The sequence below is a fragment of the Aurantibrevibacter litoralis genome (assembly GCF_034651555.1).
Taxonomy (GTDB): Bacteria; Bacteroidota; Bacteroidia; order Flavobacteriales; family Flavobacteriaceae; genus Aurantibrevibacter; species Aurantibrevibacter litoralis.
In genome coordinates this window covers 359,805-381,915 of sequence record NZ_JAYEEQ010000001.1, presented here as the reverse complement: position 1 = coordinate 381,915, position 22,111 = coordinate 359,805, and the positions used below count along the sequence as shown (strand labels likewise).

17 protein-coding genes and 1 tRNA gene are annotated in these 22,111 nt (G+C 38.2%); 2 read left to right on the top strand and 16 right to left on the bottom strand.

The window, feature by feature from the left end:
* Position 1: 1 nt before the first annotated feature.
* The 4 genes from U1E44_RS01595 to U1E44_RS01580 all read right to left on the bottom strand — a co-directional run bounded on the left by U1E44_RS01595 (position 2) and on the right by U1E44_RS01580 (position 6,304).
* Positions 2–1,075, bottom strand: a complete 1,074-nt coding sequence (locus tag U1E44_RS01595; protein ID WP_322929169.1) for a phosphatidylinositol-specific phospholipase C1-like protein — start codon at positions 1,073–1,075, stop codon at positions 2–4.
* A gap of 110 nt (positions 1,076–1,185) precedes the next feature.
* Positions 1,186–2,937, bottom strand: a complete 1,752-nt coding sequence (locus U1E44_RS01590; protein ID WP_322929168.1) for a RagB/SusD family nutrient uptake outer membrane protein — start codon at positions 2,935–2,937, stop codon at positions 1,186–1,188.
* 44 nt (positions 2,938–2,981) lie between these two features.
* Positions 2,982–5,969 carry a SusC/RagA family TonB-linked outer membrane protein gene (locus U1E44_RS01585; protein ID WP_322929167.1) on the bottom strand — a complete coding sequence of 996 codons (2,988 nt, stop codon included), beginning with the start codon at positions 5,967–5,969 and terminating at the stop codon, positions 2,982–2,984.
* A gap of 212 nt (positions 5,970–6,181) precedes the next feature.
* Positions 6,182–6,304 carry a hypothetical protein gene (locus U1E44_RS01580; protein ID WP_322929166.1) on the bottom strand — a complete coding sequence of 41 codons (123 nt, stop codon included), beginning with the start codon at positions 6,302–6,304 and terminating at the stop codon, positions 6,182–6,184.
* Between the two features lie 140 nt (positions 6,305–6,444).
* Between U1E44_RS01580 and U1E44_RS01575 the strand changes: the two genes are divergently transcribed.
* On the top strand, positions 6,445–8,250 hold the full coding sequence (locus tag U1E44_RS01575; protein ID WP_322929165.1) for an alkaline phosphatase: 1,806 nt from the start codon (positions 6,445–6,447) through the stop codon (positions 8,248–8,250).
* Positions 8,251–8,274: 24 nt separating this feature from the next.
* Here U1E44_RS01575 and U1E44_RS01570 read toward each other — a convergent pair whose 3' ends face one another.
* The 6 genes from U1E44_RS01570 to U1E44_RS01545 all read right to left on the bottom strand — a co-directional run bounded on the left by U1E44_RS01570 (position 8,275) and on the right by U1E44_RS01545 (position 14,464).
* A complete protein-coding gene (locus U1E44_RS01570) occupies positions 8,275–9,453 on the bottom strand; it encodes an acyl-CoA dehydrogenase family protein (protein ID WP_322929164.1) in 1,179 nt (392 codons plus the stop codon).
* A 314-nt stretch (positions 9,454–9,767) separates the two neighbouring features.
* Complete coding sequence (locus tag U1E44_RS01565) at positions 9,768–10,481, bottom strand: tRNA1(Val) (adenine(37)-N6)-methyltransferase (protein ID WP_322929162.1); 714 nt, start codon at positions 10,479–10,481, stop codon at positions 9,768–9,770.
* Between the two features lie 508 nt (positions 10,482–10,989).
* Positions 10,990–11,445 carry an IS200/IS605 family transposase gene (tnpA, locus tag U1E44_RS01560; protein ID WP_322929160.1) on the bottom strand — a complete coding sequence of 152 codons (456 nt, stop codon included), beginning with the start codon at positions 11,443–11,445 and terminating at the stop codon, positions 10,990–10,992.
* Between the two features lie 245 nt (positions 11,446–11,690).
* On the bottom strand, positions 11,691–13,136 hold the full coding sequence (locus U1E44_RS01555) for a sulfatase family protein (RefSeq protein WP_322929159.1): 1,446 nt from the start codon (positions 13,134–13,136) through the stop codon (positions 11,691–11,693).
* A gap of 164 nt (positions 13,137–13,300) precedes the next feature.
* On the bottom strand, positions 13,301–13,831 hold the full coding sequence (rimM, locus tag U1E44_RS01550; RefSeq protein WP_322929158.1) for a ribosome maturation factor RimM: 531 nt from the start codon (positions 13,829–13,831) through the stop codon (positions 13,301–13,303).
* Between the two features lie 12 nt (positions 13,832–13,843).
* Positions 13,844–14,464: a 30S ribosomal protein S16 gene (locus U1E44_RS01545; RefSeq protein ID WP_322929157.1), complete on the bottom strand. Its 621-nt coding sequence runs from the start codon at positions 14,462–14,464 to the stop codon at positions 13,844–13,846.
* 798 nt (positions 14,465–15,262) lie between these two features.
* Here U1E44_RS01545 and U1E44_RS01540 point away from each other — a divergent pair.
* A tRNA-Arg gene (locus tag U1E44_RS01540) sits at positions 15,263–15,334 on the top strand.
* Between the two features lie 4 nt (positions 15,335–15,338).
* Here U1E44_RS01540 and U1E44_RS01535 read toward each other — a convergent pair.
* The 6 genes from U1E44_RS01535 to U1E44_RS01510 form a co-directional block, all read right to left on the bottom strand.
* Positions 15,339–15,848 (bottom strand): hypothetical protein, encoded by a 510-nt coding sequence (locus tag U1E44_RS01535; protein WP_322929155.1) that lies wholly within the window; start codon positions 15,846–15,848, stop codon positions 15,339–15,341.
* Positions 15,849–15,982: 134 nt separating this feature from the next.
* A complete protein-coding gene (locus U1E44_RS01530; protein WP_322929154.1) occupies positions 15,983–17,107 on the bottom strand; it encodes a DUF6920 family protein in 1,125 nt (374 codons plus the stop codon).
* A 292-nt stretch (positions 17,108–17,399) separates the two neighbouring features.
* Positions 17,400–18,923 carry a serine hydrolase gene (locus U1E44_RS01525; protein WP_322929152.1) on the bottom strand — a complete coding sequence of 508 codons (1,524 nt, stop codon included), beginning with the start codon at positions 18,921–18,923 and terminating at the stop codon, positions 17,400–17,402.
* Positions 18,924–18,972: 49 nt separating this feature from the next.
* Positions 18,973–20,745, bottom strand: a complete 1,773-nt coding sequence (locus U1E44_RS01520) for a DUF6624 domain-containing protein (RefSeq protein WP_322929151.1) — start codon at positions 20,743–20,745, stop codon at positions 18,973–18,975.
* A 2-nt stretch (positions 20,746–20,747) separates the two neighbouring features.
* Positions 20,748–21,677 (bottom strand): pepsin/retropepsin-like aspartic protease family protein, encoded by a 930-nt coding sequence (locus U1E44_RS01515; protein WP_322929150.1) that lies wholly within the window; start codon positions 21,675–21,677, stop codon positions 20,748–20,750.
* 34 nt (positions 21,678–21,711) lie between these two features.
* Complete coding sequence (locus tag U1E44_RS01510) at positions 21,712–22,080, bottom strand: hypothetical protein (protein ID WP_322929148.1); 369 nt, start codon at positions 22,078–22,080, stop codon at positions 21,712–21,714.
* Between the last annotated feature and the right edge of the window lie 31 nt (positions 22,081–22,111).

Here is a 22,111-nt window from a genome sequence, read left to right as displayed (position 1 = left end):
GCTATTCGGTTTCCTTTACCCGCTCATAGGTGCCATCCGGGAAAATCACTTGAAAAGAACTACGAAACAAGCGGCTAGGAATGTAATAATCCGTAGTGATTACTTGCGCTCCGGAAGCCATTGCCCGATGAAATCGGGTATAATCATTTGTTCGTGCTTCTTTTGTATCTGCATCAGCCCGCGTTCTTACCATATATCCTAAATGTACCAAATTTTTAATTTTGTCGAAATTTTTAATGGGATCATTTATAATTCTAAATGCGGCCTCAGGATTTCCTTCTTCCTTGTTTACAAACAGTACTGCCCCTTTTAAATGAGGGTATTTTTGAAGGTATCTTTCGGTCTTTGCCTCACCTTCATCCAGCACAAACAAAAATCTGTTCTTCACTTCATTCCATAAAGGCCAACCATTTGTCAGAACGGCCATTTCTAAAGTTTCGAAGCTTCCTCTTACCTTGTCTGGAGTAATTAACTGTTCTTCACTAAACACCGACCGAATTTCATGATCTATCTGCTGCAAGGCGTCTGCGGTAAAAGGCAGTGGGGTTCTGGTAAGTGGTATTTCGGCATCTTTGGCATTTAAGGTAACAATAATTGGCGTATGTCCTTGGTTTTCTTCGGACCATTTTTTTAATTCCCTAAGAGCGTCTGTAAATACCAACTGATGGCTTCTAAAATCTATTTCCTGTACATGAAACACTTTTAAGCCCGGTGTTTGTAGTTTTTGTGCGGCATCAAAGGGTTTTGGTTCTTTGCCTAATGATTGTACAATTTCCAATCCCTTGGGATTTGTATAATATCCCCCTTCAGGATCATGGAATACATCGAGTTCCAAGCTACGGAGGCCCAAGTTTAATTGATCTGATAACGGAAGGTGTTCGTATTCTAATCCTATAGATGAAGGATTATTAGCTACGACATAGTCTAAAAGGGGTTTGTCTATTGCTATTTTGTAACTGTTATGACTGCCAATGACCTGAATTTGGTTGAAGGGTATGCCCTCTGAACGCTCCTGACTTGCACCATTTTGGATACAAAGTCCGAAAAAGGCAATAAATAAGATGCTATATTTCATGTGTATAAAATTAATTTTTTTAAGGTTTAGTGCCTGTTTTACCGTATAATTAAAAAACCACGGCAAGAAAATCGCTTCCTTACCGTGGTTTTTTTCATTATCCTATCAATTTAATAGCCTTGGTTTTGGACTAAAAATCCTTCTACGGTAGCGCTTGATGCACCATCAATTGCCCGTTGTGGTATAGGAAACAATCTTTTGTTTACATCAGCGTCCGTTTTTCCGGTCCAAGAATCTTCATATTTACCAAACCGTATTTGATAGGTTCTTCTTTGACCCTCCCAGTACAGTTCAAATCCCGATTCTCGGAATAATATATCTAGATCAATAGCGTTCAAAGCATCCGGTGTTTGCGCTGGTCTGGCATTTCGAGATGTTCTCAACGTATTGACATCGGCTAGTGCGCCGCCAGTATCTCCGTTTCTCAATTTCGCTTCTGCTCGCATCAAATAAATTTCACCCAAACGAATCAAAACTATGTCCACACTACTAAAGGAGCAACAATTGTTAGCCGTTCGACTAAATTGGTGTTTTGAAAACCTATATCCTGTGTTGTGTAAACTCCCCTCATTGGTAAAATCGACCTGAAGATTATGGTCTACATAAGTTCGGTTAGCGCCGCTTGTTCTTCTATTGACCACGGGATAAATCCGAACTCGGCCATCGTCGCAAGTCAATATATTACCCGCTGCGTCTTTTCTTGGACCCCAGATGACGCCGCGTAACAATCCTCTGTCCATTTCAAACTCGTTAGCTTCTACGCAGAAAAAATGATCCTCATCATTATCCGGGGTTACCCCAGTAAGGTCCTTTAAATTATCTGGTATTACTATATTTTCTTTAAAGAACCGCGCATCTGCATCTGCCGGATCTACTTCCCCATAGGCATCAACCCAAGTCTGATAAAAATCAGTAGTGGCAGCTACCGCGTCCGTTCCTCTGGTATTAGGAAATTCTGGTCTTGGCACCTGATCCCCGGAAATAGACCAATAGGCCCAACGCTGATGCTCTGTTTGAAGTACCCCTCTTTGGTCAAGCGCAAAAATAAGTTCCGGATTGGTGTTGTTATCATCATCAAACAAATCAAAATATTCTGGAGATAATGCATAAGGCCCAGAAATAATACTATTTGTTAATTCGATCACCCGATCCATATCCTGTCTATTAAATTCCGGAGTTCCATAAGGATTACGATACACAGCAGCATTCAAATATAACCTTGCCAACAAGGCACGCACGGCATCTCTTGTAAACCTACCGGGGCCCTTATCATTATTTATCACATCTACAATCGATAAAAGTTCGCTTTCAAGATGATCTACTGCCTCTTGTCTTCTCAAAATTTCAGATAAATCATTTGATCTCTCCTTCTTAAAAACCAATCCCCAGTTGTCTAGCATCATCATATTAAGATATGCCTTTAGGGCTATCATTTCATATAGTGCATTTTGCGCTTCTGCGTTACCTAAATCGGCTTCCGGTTTTAATCTTTCTATGGCAACAACTGCTCGCGACAAATTTAAGGTTACTTCCGTCCAAGTATCGCCCACTAAACTATTACCCGGAGTCATTAGGTGCTGGTGCACCGCAATAAATTTTCCCCCGTCAAACCAATCCGTGCCACCTCGAAACGGCAGTATACCCTCGTCTGAGGCAACTTCTTGAAGTCCAAAATTACGGGTATGCAACCACACGTTGCGCAGTAATCCATAGACCGGCGCAATAGATCCGCTCACAAGTTCCGCTTGTCCTGTGCCGGTAAGCGACTCATCTAAAATATCTTCCTCTAAGGAAGTACAACCCAAAAAAGCGAATAAAAACGCTGTTATTGGTAGTATTCTTTTAAATTGTTTTGTTTTCATTTTCTAATGATTTTATAAGATGTATTACAATGATTTGCTACTGATTAAAAGGTGAAATTGAGTCCAAACAAAACGGTTCTTGCTCTAGGAAATGTAAATCGGTCGATACCGAAAGTTTGAATACCCGCTAATGAACTACCTGTATTCACTTCCGGATCAAATCCGGAATAGTCTGTTATTACAAATAGGTTTTGACCTGTTAATGAAAGACGGATATTTTGGAAAATATCTCCAAGACCAATCTTTTCAGAACTTAGGCTATACGCCAATGTGGCATTGTTTAATCGTAAGAAAGAGCCATTTTCCAAGAAACGGGTAGATACCGTGTTGGCATTTGTACCCGCTTCTTCAGGAAACTGTACGGCAAAATCAGTTGTATTATTTGACCTAGCCAATTGTGGCTTATTAAAAAGTGTCATGGTAGTATGATTGAAGATTTTGTTACCACTAACACCATTGAAATTTAAACCTAAATCAAAAGCCTTATATTTAAAATTGAGATAAAAGGCATAAATGAACTTGGGTATAGCACTGCCTACAACCCTACGGTCGTCGTCCAGAATTTCACCGTCGCCATTACTATCTGTAAATACATTAAGACCATCCGGACCAATACCTTCAAATCGCTGCATATAAAATGCCCCTATTGGCTCGTCGTTAATAAATCCGTTAATAGTAGCACCTGTTTGGCCGGATCCTTGCGCTGCACCAGTGGTTAAAACAGAAAATGGTGAATCTCTTACTTCATTTTTTATGTAGGTTACATTACCCCCAATATTATAAGAGAAGTCTTGTTTTGGGTTACTGTTATAATCTAAAGACAATTCAATACCATTGTTATGGATTTCCATATTCTCAATATTGGTCCAAAATGTGGCGGTTGGCTGTACGGGATCTGCAGGAACGACTTCTAACAAAATATCAGTTGATTTTTTGTTGAAATAATCCAAAGTTCCCGTCAATCTATAATCAAACAAGGCAAAATCGATACCAAAATCCAGTTGTGTTGATACCTCCCATTTTAAATCTGGATTTGCCAAACGCGTAAAAACAACTCCGAATGGAAATTCTTCGATAGAACTGCCATTGGTATCTATAGGATAGGTGTTTAAACTTTGACTCCCCGTTATCAGTCTGTCTTCCGAAAAACTTGCTTTTGTAATTTTGGAAGGTATCTCCTCATTTCCGGTTTGCCCCCAACTTGCACGAAACTTCAAATTATTAAAAACTGAGTTTTCCATAAAATCTTCATTACTTACATTCCAGCCCAAAGCAAAAGATGGAAAATAACCATATCGGTTATCCTCACCAAATTTAGAAGATCCGTCGGCCCGCAAGGTTGCTGTAAAAAGATATCTATTGTTGTAGGAGTAGTTTGCCCGCCCAAAAAATGACTGTAGCTCATTCCTTACCGCAGAGGAGGTTAAGGTCGTTGGAAATTGGGTAGAGCTTGTCTGGTCTTGAAATTTGGGCTCAATATTATTATTTGCAAAACCTCTTGCAGAAAAAATCCTCGTAATGTCTTCAAACTTTTGATAAGAATGTCCCGCTAATAAAGTAACATTGTGCATATCATTGCTCCAATTATAAGTAAGCGTATTCTCTATAAGTTCATTCGTATTCGTGCTGTTAGCACTGTCTAAAACCCCATCAGAAACATTGGATTCATTGGTTACCGCAGGAAAAGGTTTAAACTGTTGATCTCTATTCGTATCAGAATAATCAACACCTAAATTAAGTCTATAGGTAAGTCCGTCTAAAATTTCAAAAGAAGGTGCTATGTTGATAAGAATACGATTGTTAACAGACAAGTCGCTAAATAGTTCATTCCTTTTTATAGGGTTTAGGGCATTTGTTGGCAGTAAAGTAGGTTCACCATCTGTAAACGTGGGTACGGTTGGGTTTAGACTGAGCATATCACTTATTATAGATGTTATACTCGGTCGCAAGTTTTCAGTATGTGAAGCCGTAAGGTTATAGTCAATATTCAACCTACCATTTAGCCCTTTTTGATTCATGTTCAATTTTCCAGAATAACGTTTTAGATTGCTATTTTTTAAGATTCCTTCTTGGTCTTGAACCCCAATAGAGGCAAAGTATGAGAATTTATCACTAGCAGCGCCACTCATAGAGAAGTTATAGTTTTCTGAAAAACCGGTTTGACTTAGCTCGTCTTGCCAATCGGTATTTCCTCCCAAATCTTCTAAAGTGCCGCCTACAGCCAAAACCTGAGTTCTAAATTCATCGGCACTAAACACATCTAATTTGTTCGCTAACGTGGAGAAGGCCGCAGATACCGAAAAATTCATTTCTGCTTTTCCTGATCTTCCTCTTTTGGTGGTGATTACGACAACACCATTGGACGCTCTGGAACCATATACCGCAGTTGCACTGGCATCCTTTAGCACGTCAATGCTTTCAATATCGTTAGGATTAATAAAGTTTAAAGGATTGGTATCTACGCCAGTAGAAGAATTACTTAGCAAAAACCCATCGACCACAAAAAGTGGCTGAGTACCTGAACGCAAACTACCAATTCCACGGATGATGAAATTCTGAGCCGCACCGGGTTCACCACTACTTGCAGTTACATTTACTCCTGCTAGCTTACCTTGTAAAAGTTCGCCGGGATTGGTAACGACCCCTTTGTTAAAATCTTCACTTTTGAGGGACGCGATTGCGCCCGTAACATCTGACTTTCGTTGGGTTCCATACCCCACCACAACAACATCATCGAGCTGGGCGGCATCCGATTCCATCACGACTTGAATGGTAGTGCTGTTGCCAATGGTGACTCTTTGCGTTTTGGTACCCAAATACGAAATTTCTAACACATCGCCTTGAGTGGCTGCAATCCTAAAGTTACCGTCAAAATCGGTAACCACTCCAGTAGAAGTACCCACAATAACCACATTTGCCCCTGGCAAAGGTGCTCCATAATCATCTGTTACCGTTCCGGTAACCTCTGTTTGCGCAAACGACATGGCAAAAAAACCCATCGAAAGCGCACATAATAGTAGTTTTAAATTCATCGTGTTCTGATTTTATATTTTTGAGCCACAAAGGAAGATTGTCCATGTTCCGTGAGCGTTAGATTCAGTTTAATAAATAATGAATAATAACGGGCTTTAGGTATTTTTTGATTACCTTTTCATAACATAAAACCACAAAGTTTTTTTAGACCTCACTTCATCAATTGGAGGTATTCTATTTGTTTTTCAGGGCGTTGAAGTATCCTTATGACTTATTGACCACACTCCAAGCCCAGTGTTAATTTTACGTAATCCTTGAGTGCTGCACTTTTTCTTGCTTCTAAGGCACCTGATGCCGACTGCCAAAAGCATTGGTAATTTGTGTTAATTTCCATTAATTTGTGTTGTAGATGTATCTATTGATAGCCTCTAGTACGCATCACAATGGCAGGACATAAGGAATCCTTTAATACAATGCCATTCTGAGGCAGGGCACACAACCCATCGCCTTTAAAAATGAAATACCAAAAACACCATGAAACCCTTGTACAAAATTCTTAGCCTACTTACCATATGCTGCTTTCAACTCGCTAGGACGCAATATCGGGAAGCTATAAAAATACATTCCCACAATGACTACCATCAGACCATTCCTTTTTGGGAAGCCTATGGCCATGGACTACAGTCTATAGAGGTAGACGTGTTTCTTAAAAACGATGAGCTCTTTGTAACCCACGACGAAGAAGATATTAGGACCGATCGTACCGTAGAGCGACTTTACCTTAAACCACTAGAAAATGCCCTTGCCTTATCTTTAGGAAATGAAAATCAGCCTTTACAATTGCTTTTCGATCTAAAATCGGATGCCGAACCGACACTTAAAAAATTAAGTAGGCTTCTGGAAAAATATCCCCATTTAACCCAACGAAAGGAAATTACTTTTGTAATCTCTGGCAACAGGCCAAAACCCGAAACCTACCCTACATACCCAGCTTATATTCAATTTGATTATCAAAATTTGGATAACATTGAATCTCCGGAAATATGGAACAAAGTAGCGCTTATCAGCTTACCCTTTCAAAAATATTCGCACTGGAATGGGAAAGGACGGCTTACCCATGAAGACTTGGCCAAAGTAACCACAGTCATAGCCCAAGCGCACCAATTGGGAAAACCGTTTCGTTTTTGGGGCGCTCCGGATTCTGAAACTGCCTGGAAAACCTTTGTAGATTTGGGTGTCGATTTTATCAATACCGATATGCCTTATGCTGCCTCCCAATATATACGAAGTTTAAAAGAAAGGGTGTATTATAACCCTAATGAGACCATGGTTTACAAGCCTACCTTTGCTTCTGACAAAAAAAATGGCCCAATTAAAAATATTATTTTACTTCTTGGCGATGGCAATGGTCTTTCGCAAATATCGGCCACAGCTCTGGCCAATGGGGGGCAGTTAACCCTTACTCAACTAAAATCTATAGGCCTCCTTAAGACCCAATCTGCAGACGATTTTACGACCGATTCCGCTGCCGGTGCTACCGCTATTGCCACAGGATATAAAACCAATAACAGGTATATTGGGGTGGATTCGGATGGAAAAAAAATCCAAAATATTACGAAAATTTTGTCCGATTTGGGTTTTAATACCGGATTCATTACCACAGATGAGATTACCGGTGCTACCTCGGCTGCTTTTTACGGCCATCAGAAAGACCGAGATTTAGAGAAGGAACTAGTAGCTGATCTTTTGAAAAGTAAATTAACCCTATTTGTAGGTCATGGAAGTGCTAAATATCAAAAAAATATTTTTAAAGATCATTTTACACTGGTACAACACACTCACGAATTAGGTAAAAGTACGGCGTCTAAAGTGGGTTTATTTTTGGAGGCATCAAAAGATAATGACACATTGGAGCACAAAACGCCAAGCTTAGCTGAGGTTACCAAAAATGGATTACAGTTCTTGACTACTAAAAACAAACCCTTTTTTTTAATGATTGAAGGGGCTCATATCGACAGTAACGGCCACCGCAACAATACAGCGGGTATCATTACTGAAGCCCTTGATTTTGATGGTGCCGTAATGGAAGCGATTCAATTTGCTGATACGCATAAAAACACCTTAGTCGTAATTACGGCAGACCATGAAACAGGCGGATTTAGCATCCCCCAAGGACAACTACAACACAAGATGATCGAGGGCGATTTTACATCCTTTGATCATACCGCTACCATGGTTCCTTTGTTTGCCTATGGCCCGCATTCGGATGTATTTTCCGGTGTTTACGACAACACTGAAGTTTTTCATAAGCTACTACAGCTTGTAAAAGGCCAATATTAACGTTTTAAATGTACTCGTCATTCATTACATAAATGCAGGAAGCCCCGTAATATCGGCTCCGGTAATTAATAGATGAATGTCGTGTGTACCCTCATAGGTAATGACACTTTCAAGGTTCATCATATGCCGCATAATACTATATTCGCCGGTAATACCCATGCCTCCAAGAATCTGCCTTGCTTCTCGGGCTATATGTATAGCCATATCCACATTGTTGCGTTTGGCCATAGAAATCTGGGCTGTGGTAGCGCGACCCTCATTTTTGAGTTGCCCTAAACGAAACGCCAGCAATTGTGCCTTGGTGATCTCCGTAATCATTTCGGCCAGCTTCTTTTGCTGCAATTGGGTGGCGGCAATGGGTTTCCCAAATTGCACCCGTTGTTTGGCATAGCGCAAGGCTGTATCGTAACAATCCATAGCCGCACCAATGGCTCCCCAGGCAATGCCATACCGAGCCGAATCTAGGCATCCTAAAGGCGCTCCAAGTCCATTTTTTCCGGGTAATAGATTCTCTTTTGGCACCTTAACATTATCAAAAATAAGTTCCCCGGTAGCCGAGGCGCGCAACGACCATTTATTGTGGGTTTCGGGCGTGGTAAACCCCTCCATGCCCCGTTCTACGATAAGCCCATGAATACGCCCTTCTTCGTTCTTAGCCCAAACGACGGCGATATCTGCAAATGGAGCGTTAGAAATCCAGAGTTTTGCTCCATTTAAAAGGTAATGGTCGCCTTTGTCTTTAAAGTTGGTTGTCATCCCACTAGGGTTAGAACCATGATCGGGTTCGGTAAGACCAAAACACCCCATAAAGACACCGCTGGCTAATTTGGGTAAGTATTTCTTGCGTTGTGCTTCGGTACCATACTTGTAAATAGGATACATCACCAATGACGATTGCACAGAAGCTGTGGAGCGCACTCCGCTATCTCCCCGTTCTATCTCTTGCATGATAAGACCATAACTAATCTGATCTAAGCCTGCGCCGCCATAAGCTTCAGGAATATAGGGGCCAAAAGCACCTATTTCGGCCAATCCATTAATAATTTGTTTAGGAAACTCTGCCCGCTGTGCATAGTCCTCAATAATTGGAGATATCGCTCTTTTTACCCATTGACGGGCCGCATCGCGAACCAATTTATGCTCTTCGGACAATAGGTCATCCAACAAATAATAATCTGGTGCTTCAAACAAATCAGGTTTCATAGGACATTTTTTCTAAAGTTAGGCTTCTTTTAGCCTTTATGTAAAGAAGCCGTAGCAATCTCATCGAAATGATACCGAAGCTCCATTGGCAAAAATAATCAAATATTCAATCTAAATTAAATATAACAATCATAAGTGTTATTGTTGTATTTCGAACAATAAAAAAACAATCTATAGCGGTACAGTAGATGCAACTTCATTTTGTTTCACAGACACGCTTCCACATGATGGGATCTAAATCTGTCTCCCGAATTTCCTAAACGCACCATGCCACCATTCCTTATACGGTGGGGTCTCCTTGTGACCTTCCACATTTACATTTTCAAATAAAAATCTTTAGTGAGCTTAGTATAGGCATCCGTGTACCTATGCCTTGCCTCTTCAATTACCAGTTCGCTTATGTCGTGGGTTCTTTTGGTGAAACTAAACGCCATCAAACTTCGTTTAATTTCCGAATTGGGATGCCCCTTGGTTCGTGTAATCTGATTTGGATATAGTCCAAAATTATAAGCCATTGCTTTAAAAGCTTCTTCTTCTTTAAAGGGAATAATAACGGTGAAAATCCCGATTTTGGATAGCAATTTGGAAACTCCCGAAAGCAATTTCGAAAAAGGAAGTGCATGGCTATTCCGAGCTAAATCGCGTGGCATAGCGCCACTAGCAACAGAATCGGAGTAAAAAGGCGGATTAGAAACAATAAGATCGTAGGTGTCGGTTATTTCGGCGACGAATTCATCGAAACCTGCATGATAGCAAAAAAGACGATCTGCCCAAGGCGAGGCCTCAAAATTAGCCACGCATTGTTCAAAGGCTTTGTCCTCAATTTCTAAGGCATCAATGGTTGCTGCAGTGCTTCGTTGTGCCAGCATTAAGGCGATAAGACCTGTACCTGTGCCAATGTCTAAAATCGTTTCCGGTGTGTGCGCCAAGGTAGTCCAAGCTCCCAATAACACCCCATCGGTGCCTATTTTCATGGCACATTGGTCTTGCTGTATCGTAAATTGTTTGAATTGAAAAGCGTCTCCCATACGTCCTATACTATTTCAGACAATGGATTACAAAAATAGTTTGGATATGTACTGGTACAAATTCCTTTGCGGTTATTAATCATGGTTCTGGTTTATTCTTTAAAATCTATGTCTGTTATAAAAAAGTGAATTCTCCACCCTTGGTGCTTCTTTTAACTCTTTTGACTTTCCTAAGGCGATGCCCAAGATTATGGATTTTGTACCCTTGGCGCTCTTTACTTTTATCATTTATGCCCGGACTGATGCTCATGGTTAAGGTTTCATAGGGCGATGCCCAAGGTTAACGATTCTGCACCCTTGGTGCTTCTTTTTAACTCTTTTTGCTTTCCTTAGGCGATGCCCAAAGTTAAGGTTTCATGCCTAGGGCGATGCCCAAGGTTATCGATTTCGCACCTTTGGTGCTTTAGGATAATCAATGCACCAAAGGTGCAAAATCATTAACATAGCCCGCAAGGGCTATGTTAATAAGCCTCCCGAATTCCGGAGCACCAAAGGTGCGCCATCACTATCAGTCCCACAAATAATGCGCATCATAATCCACCTTATATTTTTTCAAAAATGCCATATACTCCTCTTGAAACGTTTTCTTCCTATGATGCTCGGCCTGATTTTCAATATATCTTACTACAACGCCGATCTCTGCAGGATTCACCGAAAAACTACCATAACCCCTTTGCCAATAAAAGTTTTTATATTTATCACCTTTCGTCTTCATCCATTTGGACGAATGTGATTTAATTTCTTCAATAAACTTCATTAATGTCACTTTTCGTGATAAAACACATAATATGTGGATATGGTCTTTATAGCCACCTATTTTCACAGGTTTAAAATCTAAATTCTTGCAAATACCCCCAATGTATTGAAATAATTCATCTTGAATTTCCTCGTCAATAAATGGGTATCTTCCCTTTGTACTAAAGGTAATATGGCTGTAATTATAAGCTATTGATTGTGGCATCATTTAAATATATTTTACCTACTAGACTCTTTCCTGATTTATATCGCAAGGTTGACACGCGATTGTATTTCTTATTTTTTAATCTTTGGGGCGATGCTAAAGAATCTTGTTGGCATAGCATTGGCTTTTCATATCTTTTAGTGCTATGGTTCTGCCTTATTTCTGTAGGTTTGTCATTTTTACATAATACGCTAACATCTAGACTTGTAAATCAACCCCACCGTCTACGCCATTTTGCTACAAACCATCTAAAATTCATTAGCCTCCGCGGTGCCGGGAGATCTGTTTTCAGTGCCTTCCACTCCCTGTAGCGCATCGCCTAGTTTAGAACGCATTTGGTTTGCCAACGCTTCTATTTTGGCAACTATTTCCGGATTTTCGGCGGCTACATTTTTAGTTTCGCTTATATCCGCTTCCAAATCGTACAAGGCTATATCGGTAAGATCCACATAGGCATAGTCGCCCGGTAGTCCGTCTTTTCCGGGTGTTTGTCCGTCCATAGTTCTATAATTATGCGGAAAGTACAATTTCCATTTACCGTAACGCACCCCGTGGAGCTCATTTACTTTGTAATAAAAATAGTAGGCTTCTTGTGGACTCTTTTCTTCTACACCGGAAAGGAGATTCCATACATTTTTACCGTCTATGGGTTTTTCAGGTAACGCAGCCCCGGTAACGGCGGCAATCGTCGGCAGTAAATCGATAGCCATAACCGGTTCATGAATGATGCGGCCAGACTTTAGCCCTTTTGGATATCGCATTATAAAAGGTTCTCTTTGTCCACCTTCCCATGCGGTGCCTTTACCTTCTCGTAAAGGCACCGCACTTCCGCTATGATTGCCATAGGAAAGCCAAGGGCCATTATCTGAGGTAAAAATAACGATGGTATTATCTTCTAGTCCATTCACTTTTAGGGCACTTAAAATCTGACCCACAGACCAATCAATTTCCATAATAACATCGCCATATACTCCTTTATCCGACTTCCCTTTAAATTTATCAGACACATATAGCGGTACATGCGGTTGGGGATGTGGAACATAAAGAAAAAAGGGATGTGCTTTATTTTGTTCGATAAACGCCACGCTACGCTCGGTAATTTGTGTAGTTAATTGAGATTGGTCTGTAAGGGTATCGATTACCTTTTCATTCTCATAAAGTGGTAACGGCCCAAAATTGAAAATGGGGCCTTGTTGCGGGTGCAAAGGCCACATATCATTGGAATAAGGAATACCAAAATAGGTGTCGAATTCCTGACGGGTAGGCATAAACTTGGGATGATCGCCCAAATGCCATTTTCCAAAAATCCCTGTTGTATAGCCTACCGTTTTGAGCATTTCTGCCAAGGTTGTTTCGTCTGGATGTAAACCAATAGCACTTTGAGGCATAAGTGCATTGTGGATCCCCACCCTATTGGGGTAGCAACCTGTAAGTATGCCGGCACGAGACGCAGAGCATACCGCTTGCGCCGCATAAAAGTTAGTGAGCACAACGCCTTCTTTTGCCAATTGATCCAGATGAGGCGTGGGCATCCCTTCGGCACCAAACACACCGACATCGGCGTAACCCTGATCGTCTGTAAAAATCAGTACAATATTTGGTGGTCGCTCCGGTACCACTGTTACCTCATTCTTGTTTTCTTTGCACGCTACTATTAAAATACCCCATAAGGCCACTGTAAAATACCGAATCATCTTAAAAATATTATATACGGAAAGATACAAATAATATGGGCATTGCGAGGCACTTCCATAGAATTAGAGACCACCCCTTACAGCGAAACCACAGAAATAAACAAGGTTTTGGAAGCTTATTCTGGCACTATTAAAGCTGCTCCATTAAGAAAAAAAAAGTGCGCTTAAACATTGAGATACAAGGCAACCAAACCTTCCGGTGCATCTACAAAAATAATTCGTTGTTCCCGATCTACCTTATCAATAATTTCGTCGGTAATCGGAATCAAGATTTGTTGGCCATCCTTATCTACTTCAAACAATGCTTGGGCAGTAGTGTCATTGATATTTTGTATTATTCCTATATCGCCGTGTACCTTATCTATAACCGAAAAACCAATGACCTCATGATAATAGAATTTATTGCCGGACAGTTTAGGCAAAAAGTGAAGTGGAAGGTATATTTCGGATCCCATGATACGATCGGCATCGGCTTCATTTATCACCTTATCAAAACGAACTCGTAATAGTGCCGACCTGTGTAGTTGTGATTTTTTAATAAAAAATGGAACCAGATTGCCTCCTAAGAGTACAAATACTGATTCCATGTTTTCGTATGCTTCGGGTTCATCGGTATCTAACTTAATGAGCACCTCCCCTTTAAAACTATGCTTGGAAACGATTTTACCTAAATAGAAACAATCGTTTAGTTGCATTGATTTTTACTCTTATTTTTCTTCTTCGGTAGTAGTTTCGGCAGCCGGTGCATCTTCTTCCGTGGCAGCCACAGCATCAGCCGTTTCAGAGGTTCCATTTTCAGGAGAAGTTTCCACAACCTCAGCAACTTCTTCTACAACCTCAGCAACTTCTTCTACGACCTCTTCAACCGGTGGTGCCGCAGCTTCAGCCGCAGCCATAGCGCGCTTTTCATTTACCTCTTTTTCGGCCTTCAAGGCTTCTGCTTTAGCTTTGGCCTGAGCCTCTGCCAAACCTTCAACCTTATTGCCTACTATTTTAGATTTTTCTTCTAACCAAGCGTTGAATTTTTCTTCAACCTGCTCTTCAGTTAAAGCCCCTTTTCGGACGCCTCCTAATAGGTGGTGCTTAAGAAGTACGCCTTTGTAAGACAAAATACGTTTTGCCGTATCGGAGGGTTGTGCCCCGTTTTGTAACCACTTTACAGAACTATCAATATTTAATTCTATGGTTGCGGGATTCGTGTTAGGATTGTAGATGCCCAACTTTTCTAAAAACTTTCCATCTCTTTTTGCACGGCTATCTGCGGCAACTACCCAATAGAATGGTTTTCCTTTTTTTCCGTGTCTTTGTAATCGTATTCTAACTGGCATATCACATTAATTTTGTAGGGTGCCCGACCCTTGGTTATTAATTCAATTATTTTATTCCATTTCCACGAAACCGGGAAACCAACTTTGCCTTTCTTTTGAAAGCGGCTGCAAATATAGCAATACTATTTGAATTTGAGAAGCCTTACTGCCGAGAATTAGTGTCGCTCTAGCAATTAGTGCCAGTATTATATGCGTTCTATACGTTTAGGTTGATAGCCCTATGGCTCTATTTCTTTAAAACACTTAAAATAAACTATTTAGCCTTGGCTAAAGCGAATAAAAAAAATAAAAATCTTCTTCTAAAAACAAATACCCTAGTAATCGCAACTGCCAACAAGTATAAAAATCCGTTGTGTATTTTGATTATTACGTGCTTATTGGATACTAAAATCTCCATTATTTGCTTCAATCCTTAAGGAAGTACTAAAAATTTCTTGAATGTATCCTTTAGCCCAAGGCAAAAAATAAAAAATTTCTTGGAACTGACTATCCCCGAGGCAAGCCATAGGAGTATACTTCTACTGCGCTCAGTACGGGTTTCGCCAGTTTCATTTTGGCCTTTGGGTCAAAAACCGAAATTTTGTATTATACCTCATCCGGACCTGCAAAAAGGCAGTTCCGATCGCTCCAAAGGAGCGATAAATAGGAAACCCCGACCCAAAGGTCGGGGAATCTTTAGATTGAACAAATCAAGACAAAATGAACAACGGGGTATAAAAATGATTTTCTATATTACGAATCACCCAAAATATTTTACTTTTGCCCCCTTGGTTTTCTGTTTTTACTGATTTCTAAATTGGCCTCATAGTTCAACGGATAGAATAGAAGTTTCCTAAACTTTAGATCCAGGTTCGATTCCTGGTGAGGCTACTTTTTAAGGTTTATGTAGCCTTCCCCAGTTTAACGCATCAACTAAAGCTTCATATTGAGTTGTTGAAATGGTTTTGTTAAACTCAACAAAATTATTATTCAGCTTAATTAGTTCTCGAAGTTCTGGGCTTGATGGCGGTTCTATTCTTCGGCTATTTACTGCTATTTTTATGATTTTAGAAAAAATTAGAGAAAGAAGAATTCCTGTAATTGAGGTAAACATGGCAAGTTTCAATCCATCTAAAAGGATTTTGATACTTTCCTTTATTTGTTCTGGGGAAGTGTCAAAGTACAAAAGACCGTAGGCAATACCTGTGAAAGTTCCGAATAAACCAAGTGTTACAAATACGCTTGGTATAGACTCAACGATATAGAAATTTGAAAAACCACGTCTGATAGGTTTGAAAATTAAGACTAGAACTGAATAAAACGCCCACGTAGCAATTAGAATCCACGGTAATTTTTTTAAAAGAAACTCAACCGTTTCACCATTTGCTTTCAAAAGTTCTTCCATAAATATTTGTTTGTCGTTTTATTGTTGATTATATCGTTTAGTATATGAAAAGTAGGCGATTTCGAAGCACTAAGCTTTTGGTTAAGCACAAAGTTTGATAGAAGCCAAAAGTCTTGATTTTATTACTGTTTCGCCTATTTTTTATATACATTTTTAGCCACTGGCATTTCTTTCACGTTGTATTGAATGTCCGTTATTTTTAATTTTAACCAAGTCCATTTACCATTTTCCAATTCCCAACTTGCTTCGCATTCAATAGGTATTTTAATTCCATTCCGTTCTTCTGTTCTTGTTGCAATCACAGTCCAATCAGTAGGTTTGATAGCGTTTGAATCTTGATAGCGCATTGCTACGAATTTTTTAAAATTACCATCTTTATCAAAATGAAATTCTCCTGAACCTTTAGTCCCTTTAAATTCCATTGTTGCTCTTGCAGAAAAGTCGTCTATAGTCTCCCATTTTATATATTGACTTAAAGATGCTGAAGGAAACCAAACGATTTCAGCCAAATATCGTTGCAAAGTTGCTTGATTTACCTTTTCGTCATTTTTTGCATTTGCAACTGGAATTAGTGAAAGAACTTTAATTTTCATTTCGCCTTTACCATCTTCAAATTTGTCTCTACCTACTACACTCAATATTGAATTCATTTCAGTATCAATATTCCAATTGAACGCTGGCGGTTGAATAGTAAAATATTGTTCTGCCATACCATTGTTCCAACTAGTTTGTTCGGGTTTCATTTTGAGCTGTAGTTCTTGAACTAAATGCACATTAGAAATCAATTTCTTTCCGATTATTCCGCTATTAGTCAACCATTTTTGAACAATTGGTGGTAAATAGAGCAATGATTTATCGGTAACAATCTCTTGATTTTTGAGTTGCGAATTTTCAAACAGACTTATTCTTTCTCTTTCGATTTTATTGTTAAAGTTGAAACTTGAATATCCAATAATTGTCGCCAATAGAATAATGACGTTTGCTACCGTACCAAATTTTGCGTCAGACCAATAATTAAAAATCAATACCTGCGAAATAATCACAGCCAAAAAACCGCTTAACCACCAATAGTCCGAATAAATAAGTATTAAAATGATAGTAATAGCAAAAAGTAGAAATGTCAAGAACCAAAATATTCCATAGGTCTTTGAAATTGGTTGTGACATCGCATTAATTTCAGATATCCCAAATGCCTTGAAAAATCCAAATAAATGGATAATTCCGTGTATTCCTATCAATATGATTAAAGCTATTCGCATTGTTTTTTTGCTTCTGACTAACGTAAAATTATGTTTCTGAAAATCAGCTTTTTATAAATATTTAAATTTCTCATTCCATCTTTAGATTTTCAGCCACAATTTACTCATTTTACGTTAGCTTACGTACTGAAGAGTTTTGGGCTCTATGAGGGATTGTGCACAACGGTTTGGCTATGAGCAGTAGCGGATTTATGCACTAACTTTCGGTTTAACCTTATGTCTATTAATATTCAAATCGTTCAATTTAAGCACTTTATCCGCTATTGCGTTTATACTGTGTTGCCAGTAGTTTTTATTCTTTCTCGAGTTTTACAAATTCAATAGGTTCTTTTTGAGAATATAGTTTTAGGTGCGACACATTTCCTTCCAAGTCGTTGAAGAATTCTAATCTAAATTCAGGATTGAAAACTTCAGAAAATTCGCTGGTGCCTTCTAAATGAAAAGCGTTAAAATTTAAGTGCTCTAACTGAAATAAAAATGTGGGAAATTGTGCAAATAATTTTGTCCCTTCAAGAGTAATTTCAATGGTTCCAAGATCTTCTGCATCAAACTTACCGCAATAACCTTTCAATGGGTGTGAGGGCAGTTTTTCTTGATTGAGTGGTTTGTCGTTGGTATTCGGGTGGTAAATTTCCTTAACTACTACAGGGTAATCTCCACCATAGGGTTGTATACCAAAAAGGTTTCTTGCAATCATATCCACAACCATATATGGCAACTGAGAATTATCTTGGTTGGTCAAAACGACAATACCAACATTGTCAAGTGGGAATATGGCTAAGTCAGAGCTAAATCCATAAGTATTGCCACCATGTTCTATTCTAAAATTGCCATAGCTGCTTCGTAATCGCCAACCAAAGCCTTGCCCAAAAAGAAATGCATCTTTCTCGTATGCGTCATGATTTATATTTTGAAGTTTGGTAGCTCTTTCAACATAGTCTGTTGGTATGATTTGCTTTTCCTCAAAACGTCCATTATTTAGCCATGTCATCATCCATTTGGACATATCTATAACATTACTTTTGATAGCTCCTGCCGGACTCAAAGAGTGAAACTTTTCATATTGCACTTCTTCAATATCTCCTTTATATATTCCATAGGGTAATGAATAGTCAGCAGTTTGCTCCATTTGGGATAATTTTGTGTAGGAGTTTTGCATTCCTAAGGGTTCAAAAATTTGTTCCTTTATATTAACATCCCATGTTTTTTTTGTGACTTGCTCAGCAATAGTTCCTGCTAGTGTATAGCCCATATTACTATAGGCGAAGCTATTTTGTACGGCTGCTTCTGGCTTTAAATACTTTAATCGCTTCACTGCGTCTAGTTTATTTTCAATTGAGAAAAAGACATCAGCTGTGCCCGTATTGCCTATGCCGCTTTTATGACATAGCAAGTCTTCGATGATGATACGGTTATTCATTTCATCATTATAGAATTCAAATTCGGGAATATAATCTGAAGGTCTTGCTTTTAGATCAACCTTATTCTCTTCTTCCAAAATACCCAACAATGCACCTGTGAAAGCCTTAGTAACTGACCCAATAGGAAAAACGGTACTGGTTGTAACCGGAAGTTTCTTTTCTAAATCCCGATACCCAAAACCTTTTGAATAGATGACTTCATTATTTTGGATCACAGCAACCGACAGTCCAACTGCGTTGTAATCTTGCATAAGCGACTCAATTTTTTGGTCAAATTCACGAAAGACTTTTTCATTTGATTGAGCAAACCCAGTATGCACGAAAAAAAGGAAATAGATGGTAAAAAAAATGTTTTTCAAGTTCAAATATCTAATATCTTTCATAATTGCTTTCATTTTCATAATTATATTAAGTTGTACACAGTTATAATCGCATAATTTTATGTTATTCATTCATTAAAAGTAGATAACCGTTAGCTTTAGCATAGTCCTCAAGCGTTTCTAGCCCTAATTTTTTTCGCCTTTCGTTCACCGATTCCATATTTTCTGTGGGATATATTTTATTTTTTTTCAATACATTATCCCAAACGGCTTGAGTACCATAAATTTGCTTTTTTTTATTACGCATTAAAATACGGTCTTCAAGAAATGCAAGATGCCAGCCTTCGGACTCTCCATTTTTTACAGATTCTTTTAATAAAGGAAGATATTTTTCTTGAGTTTTTAAATCCGAATGTTGAATTGTGAGCCAAATGGTTTGGTTTGCAGTATTTCCGACCCTGCTTTTACCTAACCAACCGTGGTTATCTAGTATTGTAATTAATTTATTAGAGCTAATGCTATCTTGTTTTTGTATTAAAAACCAGAAGTATTCATACTCTTCTGATTTACGCCCAAATTTTTCTAGCACAGTTGGAAGCAAAAGGCGTAATGTTTGGTCTTCAACCTTGATAAGTTCAAGTTCGTTTTTTATGATGCTGTCAGTTTTATTTGCCTGATTTTTAATTATTTCAATTCCCTTTTCTAAAGTTTCATCTTTGTTCGTTTTGGATTGTTTTACATAGTTTGTTGGAACGTATTTTTCTCTTAAGACCCCGTTGATGTGATATAATTTGGCACCGGATAATTTATAGCCATATTTTTGATGTTTAAATTTAAAGTTAAAAACTTCACCTGCTAATCTTTCCATCTCAGAACCTACTATTTCTGCGCTTCCTATACTTTCAAAACCTATAGCAAGACCTTCGCCCATACTTCCTGTCCAACGTCCAACTAACACAATAACAGGTTTTATGTAAGTTTCTCCTCTTGGAATTACATACTCAATCCAATTTCTTTCAACATCTGGATTACCTTCAGATTTTTCAATAAATGAATGTTGTTGATATGGTCTTTTTTCGGTAATAAACCTGCTCATAATACCACGGGCTTCATAAGAATCACCACCATTTGGGGTATTTCTTAAATCAAGGATTATACCATTGGTGTTCATTAAGTGATTTAAAGCTTTGTCAAATTCTGTAACTAAATTATCATTGCCAAGTGAATTGTTAATTCTAATGACTCCTATTCCGTTTACAATTTTTGAAGTTAAAAGACCATTATCTTTTTTGATTTTAACCTTGTCTAAATCAAATTCAATTACTTTGTTGTCAACTAATTTTAAAGTTAAAATGCGAGGTTCATTATATCTACCTGCTAAGATTCTGTTTGCAATCCATTCTTTCGTTTCTAGATTGTTTTTGTCGTTGCAATGCGTCGGGAAATCATTAATTGCTTCCTGAAAGTCAGTTCCATTGAACTTTAGAATTTCAGCTCCAACTATATTTTGATTGAGATTTTCAACTTGTGTTTGCCAAACATTTGCTACTATTAATTTGGTATTTTCCAATGTTGTATAAATTGGTGCAAACAAACGAAATGAGGATTTTCGGTTTGTGTTTAATAGTAGGTGGCTATCATAAAATTCATTCAATAAGTATTCAAAAAACAAAACAGTTTCCTCTTCAGTTTTTATATATTTTATTTCATTGGAATAATACTCCTTTACACAGTTTATGTCAACATTTTTATCCTCTAGATAAACATAATTTTGTATTACATTATTGATGATTTCTTCTAAATCTTCTTCGATTTTTGTGTGGTTGATTTTAATTTCCTGAGAATGAACATCAGACAAACTACATAAGGCAATAAGAATTAATATTTTTATTTTCATAATTAATTGAATCTTTCATTCATTAAACTATTCGCTTTTAAGTAGATAGCTGCACTGTCCTTATCAAAGATGATATTGAATCGCTTTATCATATCTCCACCCATCACACTCATTTTTTGTTTGCCAATAGTCCCCTCAAAAAAGCCAACAGGCACATCGAAAAATTGCATTTCACCCAGGCTAAATTTTGGTAATATTCCTTTTTTGGTCTTTAAAATATTGCCGAAAGAATCCTTCAACACCTCCTCTGAGGTGATTTTAATATACTGACCCATTTGTGTTTCGTTAGAAAATTTATCATCAAATAGCAAAGCACCCGAGTAGCCAGAATGAATTAAAAAAGGATTATCATAATCTGAGCTGTCAATGCGGCTTGTTCCCGTAATAAAGAGTAAACCATCTTTATTATCCAAATTCATTTTAATGTAATCTTCAGTATTAGGAAGGGTATGATGCAGCTTTATTAGACTTTCGTCAAAGTTGATCTCCACAACATAATCATCAAAAAGGTTTATACCAAATTTACCATCTGTACCGGGACCGGACTTTTCGTTTTCCCAAATGCTAAGGCTATCAAAAACCATATTGCCAATTTTTAAAGTATTGGCTTGACTATATCTCGAAACACCATTGCCTCCCCAAGAAGCGGATACTGCTGTTTCGTTGGTCCATGTTATACTGTTTAGGCGCTCAGAAGATGATTTTATTACAGATGCAGAATTAGCTGCTGTATGAAACATCAAATTGACTGTGTCTGTAGTATTTAAGACGGCTTCAACAACTATGTTGTTGTATGTGCTTAGTTTGAATGGAATGATATCTACAAGCGTAATTGTTTGATTTCTATGTAGTTTATGACTACACCCAAATAAAAAAATCAAAACAAATAATATTAGCAGTTTCAATTGTTTTGTATAGATCTTTTTGTTCATATCATTTATGGAGTATTTGGGATAATCCGATGCATTAAAAATTACACTTTGAATTCTCGTGCTTCCATACTACCTCAATTTCGGAAAGTTCATCATAAAGCTCATTTGTATTACCCAAATTCTCGCCAGCGCAGTTTAGGATGAATGATACGTAATTGACAGCTGGGTCGCAATTAACATAAAAGAAAACCCTTTCGCTTTGATACAAAGCCGTGGAATAATAGGAGTATTCATCATTACGCACCTCATCAATGGCTTCTTTTAGCCACTCTAATTCCTGTACTGCGTTTTGTACTCCACACAGATTTTTTGGTGATAAGTCGGAGTCGTTTTTTTCACATGAAATAAGTGTGAATGAAAATACCAAAATGATTGATTTTGTTAGATTTAAAATAGTTTTCATTTTATAAGTCATTTAATTGTTTATTATAATT

What these genes read in the sequence shown, in the direction of transcription:
- U1E44_RS01590 (WP_322929168.1), bottom strand. Translation starts at nt 2,937, where the DNA reads ATGAAAACAAAACAATTTAAAAGAATACTACCAATAACAGCGTTTTTA.
- U1E44_RS01555 (WP_322929159.1), bottom strand. Translation starts at nt 13,136, where the DNA reads ATGATTCGGTATTTTACAGTGGCCTTATGGGGTATTTTAATAGTAGCG.
- U1E44_RS01525 (WP_322929152.1), bottom strand. Translation starts at nt 18,923, where the DNA reads ATGAAAGCAATTATGAAAGATATTAGATATTTGAACTTGAAAAACATT.
- U1E44_RS01545 (WP_322929157.1), bottom strand. Translation starts at nt 14,464, where the DNA reads ATGCCAGTTAGAATACGATTACAAAGACACGGAAAAAAAGGAAAACCA.
- tnpA (WP_322929160.1), bottom strand. Translation starts at nt 11,445, where the DNA reads ATGATGCCACAATCAATAGCTTATAATTACAGCCATATTACCTTTAGT.
- U1E44_RS01510 (WP_322929148.1), bottom strand. Translation starts at nt 22,080, where the DNA reads ATGAAAACTATTTTAAATCTAACAAAATCAATCATTTTGGTATTTTCA.
- U1E44_RS01535 (WP_322929155.1), bottom strand. Translation starts at nt 15,848, where the DNA reads ATGGAAGAACTTTTGAAAGCAAATGGTGAAACGGTTGAGTTTCTTTTA.
- U1E44_RS01570 (WP_322929164.1), bottom strand. Translation starts at nt 9,453, where the DNA reads ATGAAACCTGATTTGTTTGAAGCACCAGATTATTATTTGTTGGATGAC.
- U1E44_RS01530 (WP_322929154.1), bottom strand. Translation starts at nt 17,107, where the DNA reads ATGCGAATAGCTTTAATCATATTGATAGGAATACACGGAATTATCCAT.
- U1E44_RS01575 (WP_322929165.1), top strand. Translation starts at nt 6,445, where the DNA reads ATGAAACCCTTGTACAAAATTCTTAGCCTACTTACCATATGCTGCTTT.
- U1E44_RS01565 (WP_322929162.1), bottom strand. Translation starts at nt 10,481, where the DNA reads ATGGGAGACGCTTTTCAATTCAAACAATTTACGATACAGCAAGACCAA.
- U1E44_RS01585 (WP_322929167.1), bottom strand. Translation starts at nt 5,969, where the DNA reads ATGAATTTAAAACTACTATTATGTGCGCTTTCGATGGGTTTTTTTGCC.
- rimM (WP_322929158.1), bottom strand. Translation starts at nt 13,831, where the DNA reads ATGCAACTAAACGATTGTTTCTATTTAGGTAAAATCGTTTCCAAGCAT.
- U1E44_RS01515 (WP_322929150.1), bottom strand. Translation starts at nt 21,677, where the DNA reads ATGAACAAAAAGATCTATACAAAACAATTGAAACTGCTAATATTATTT.
- U1E44_RS01595 (WP_322929169.1), bottom strand. Translation starts at nt 1,075, where the DNA reads ATGAAATATAGCATCTTATTTATTGCCTTTTTCGGACTTTGTATCCAA.
- U1E44_RS01520 (WP_322929151.1), bottom strand. Translation starts at nt 20,745, where the DNA reads ATGAAAATAAAAATATTAATTCTTATTGCCTTATGTAGTTTGTCTGAT.
- U1E44_RS01580 (WP_322929166.1), bottom strand. Translation starts at nt 6,304, where the DNA reads ATGGAAATTAACACAAATTACCAATGCTTTTGGCAGTCGGCATCAGGT.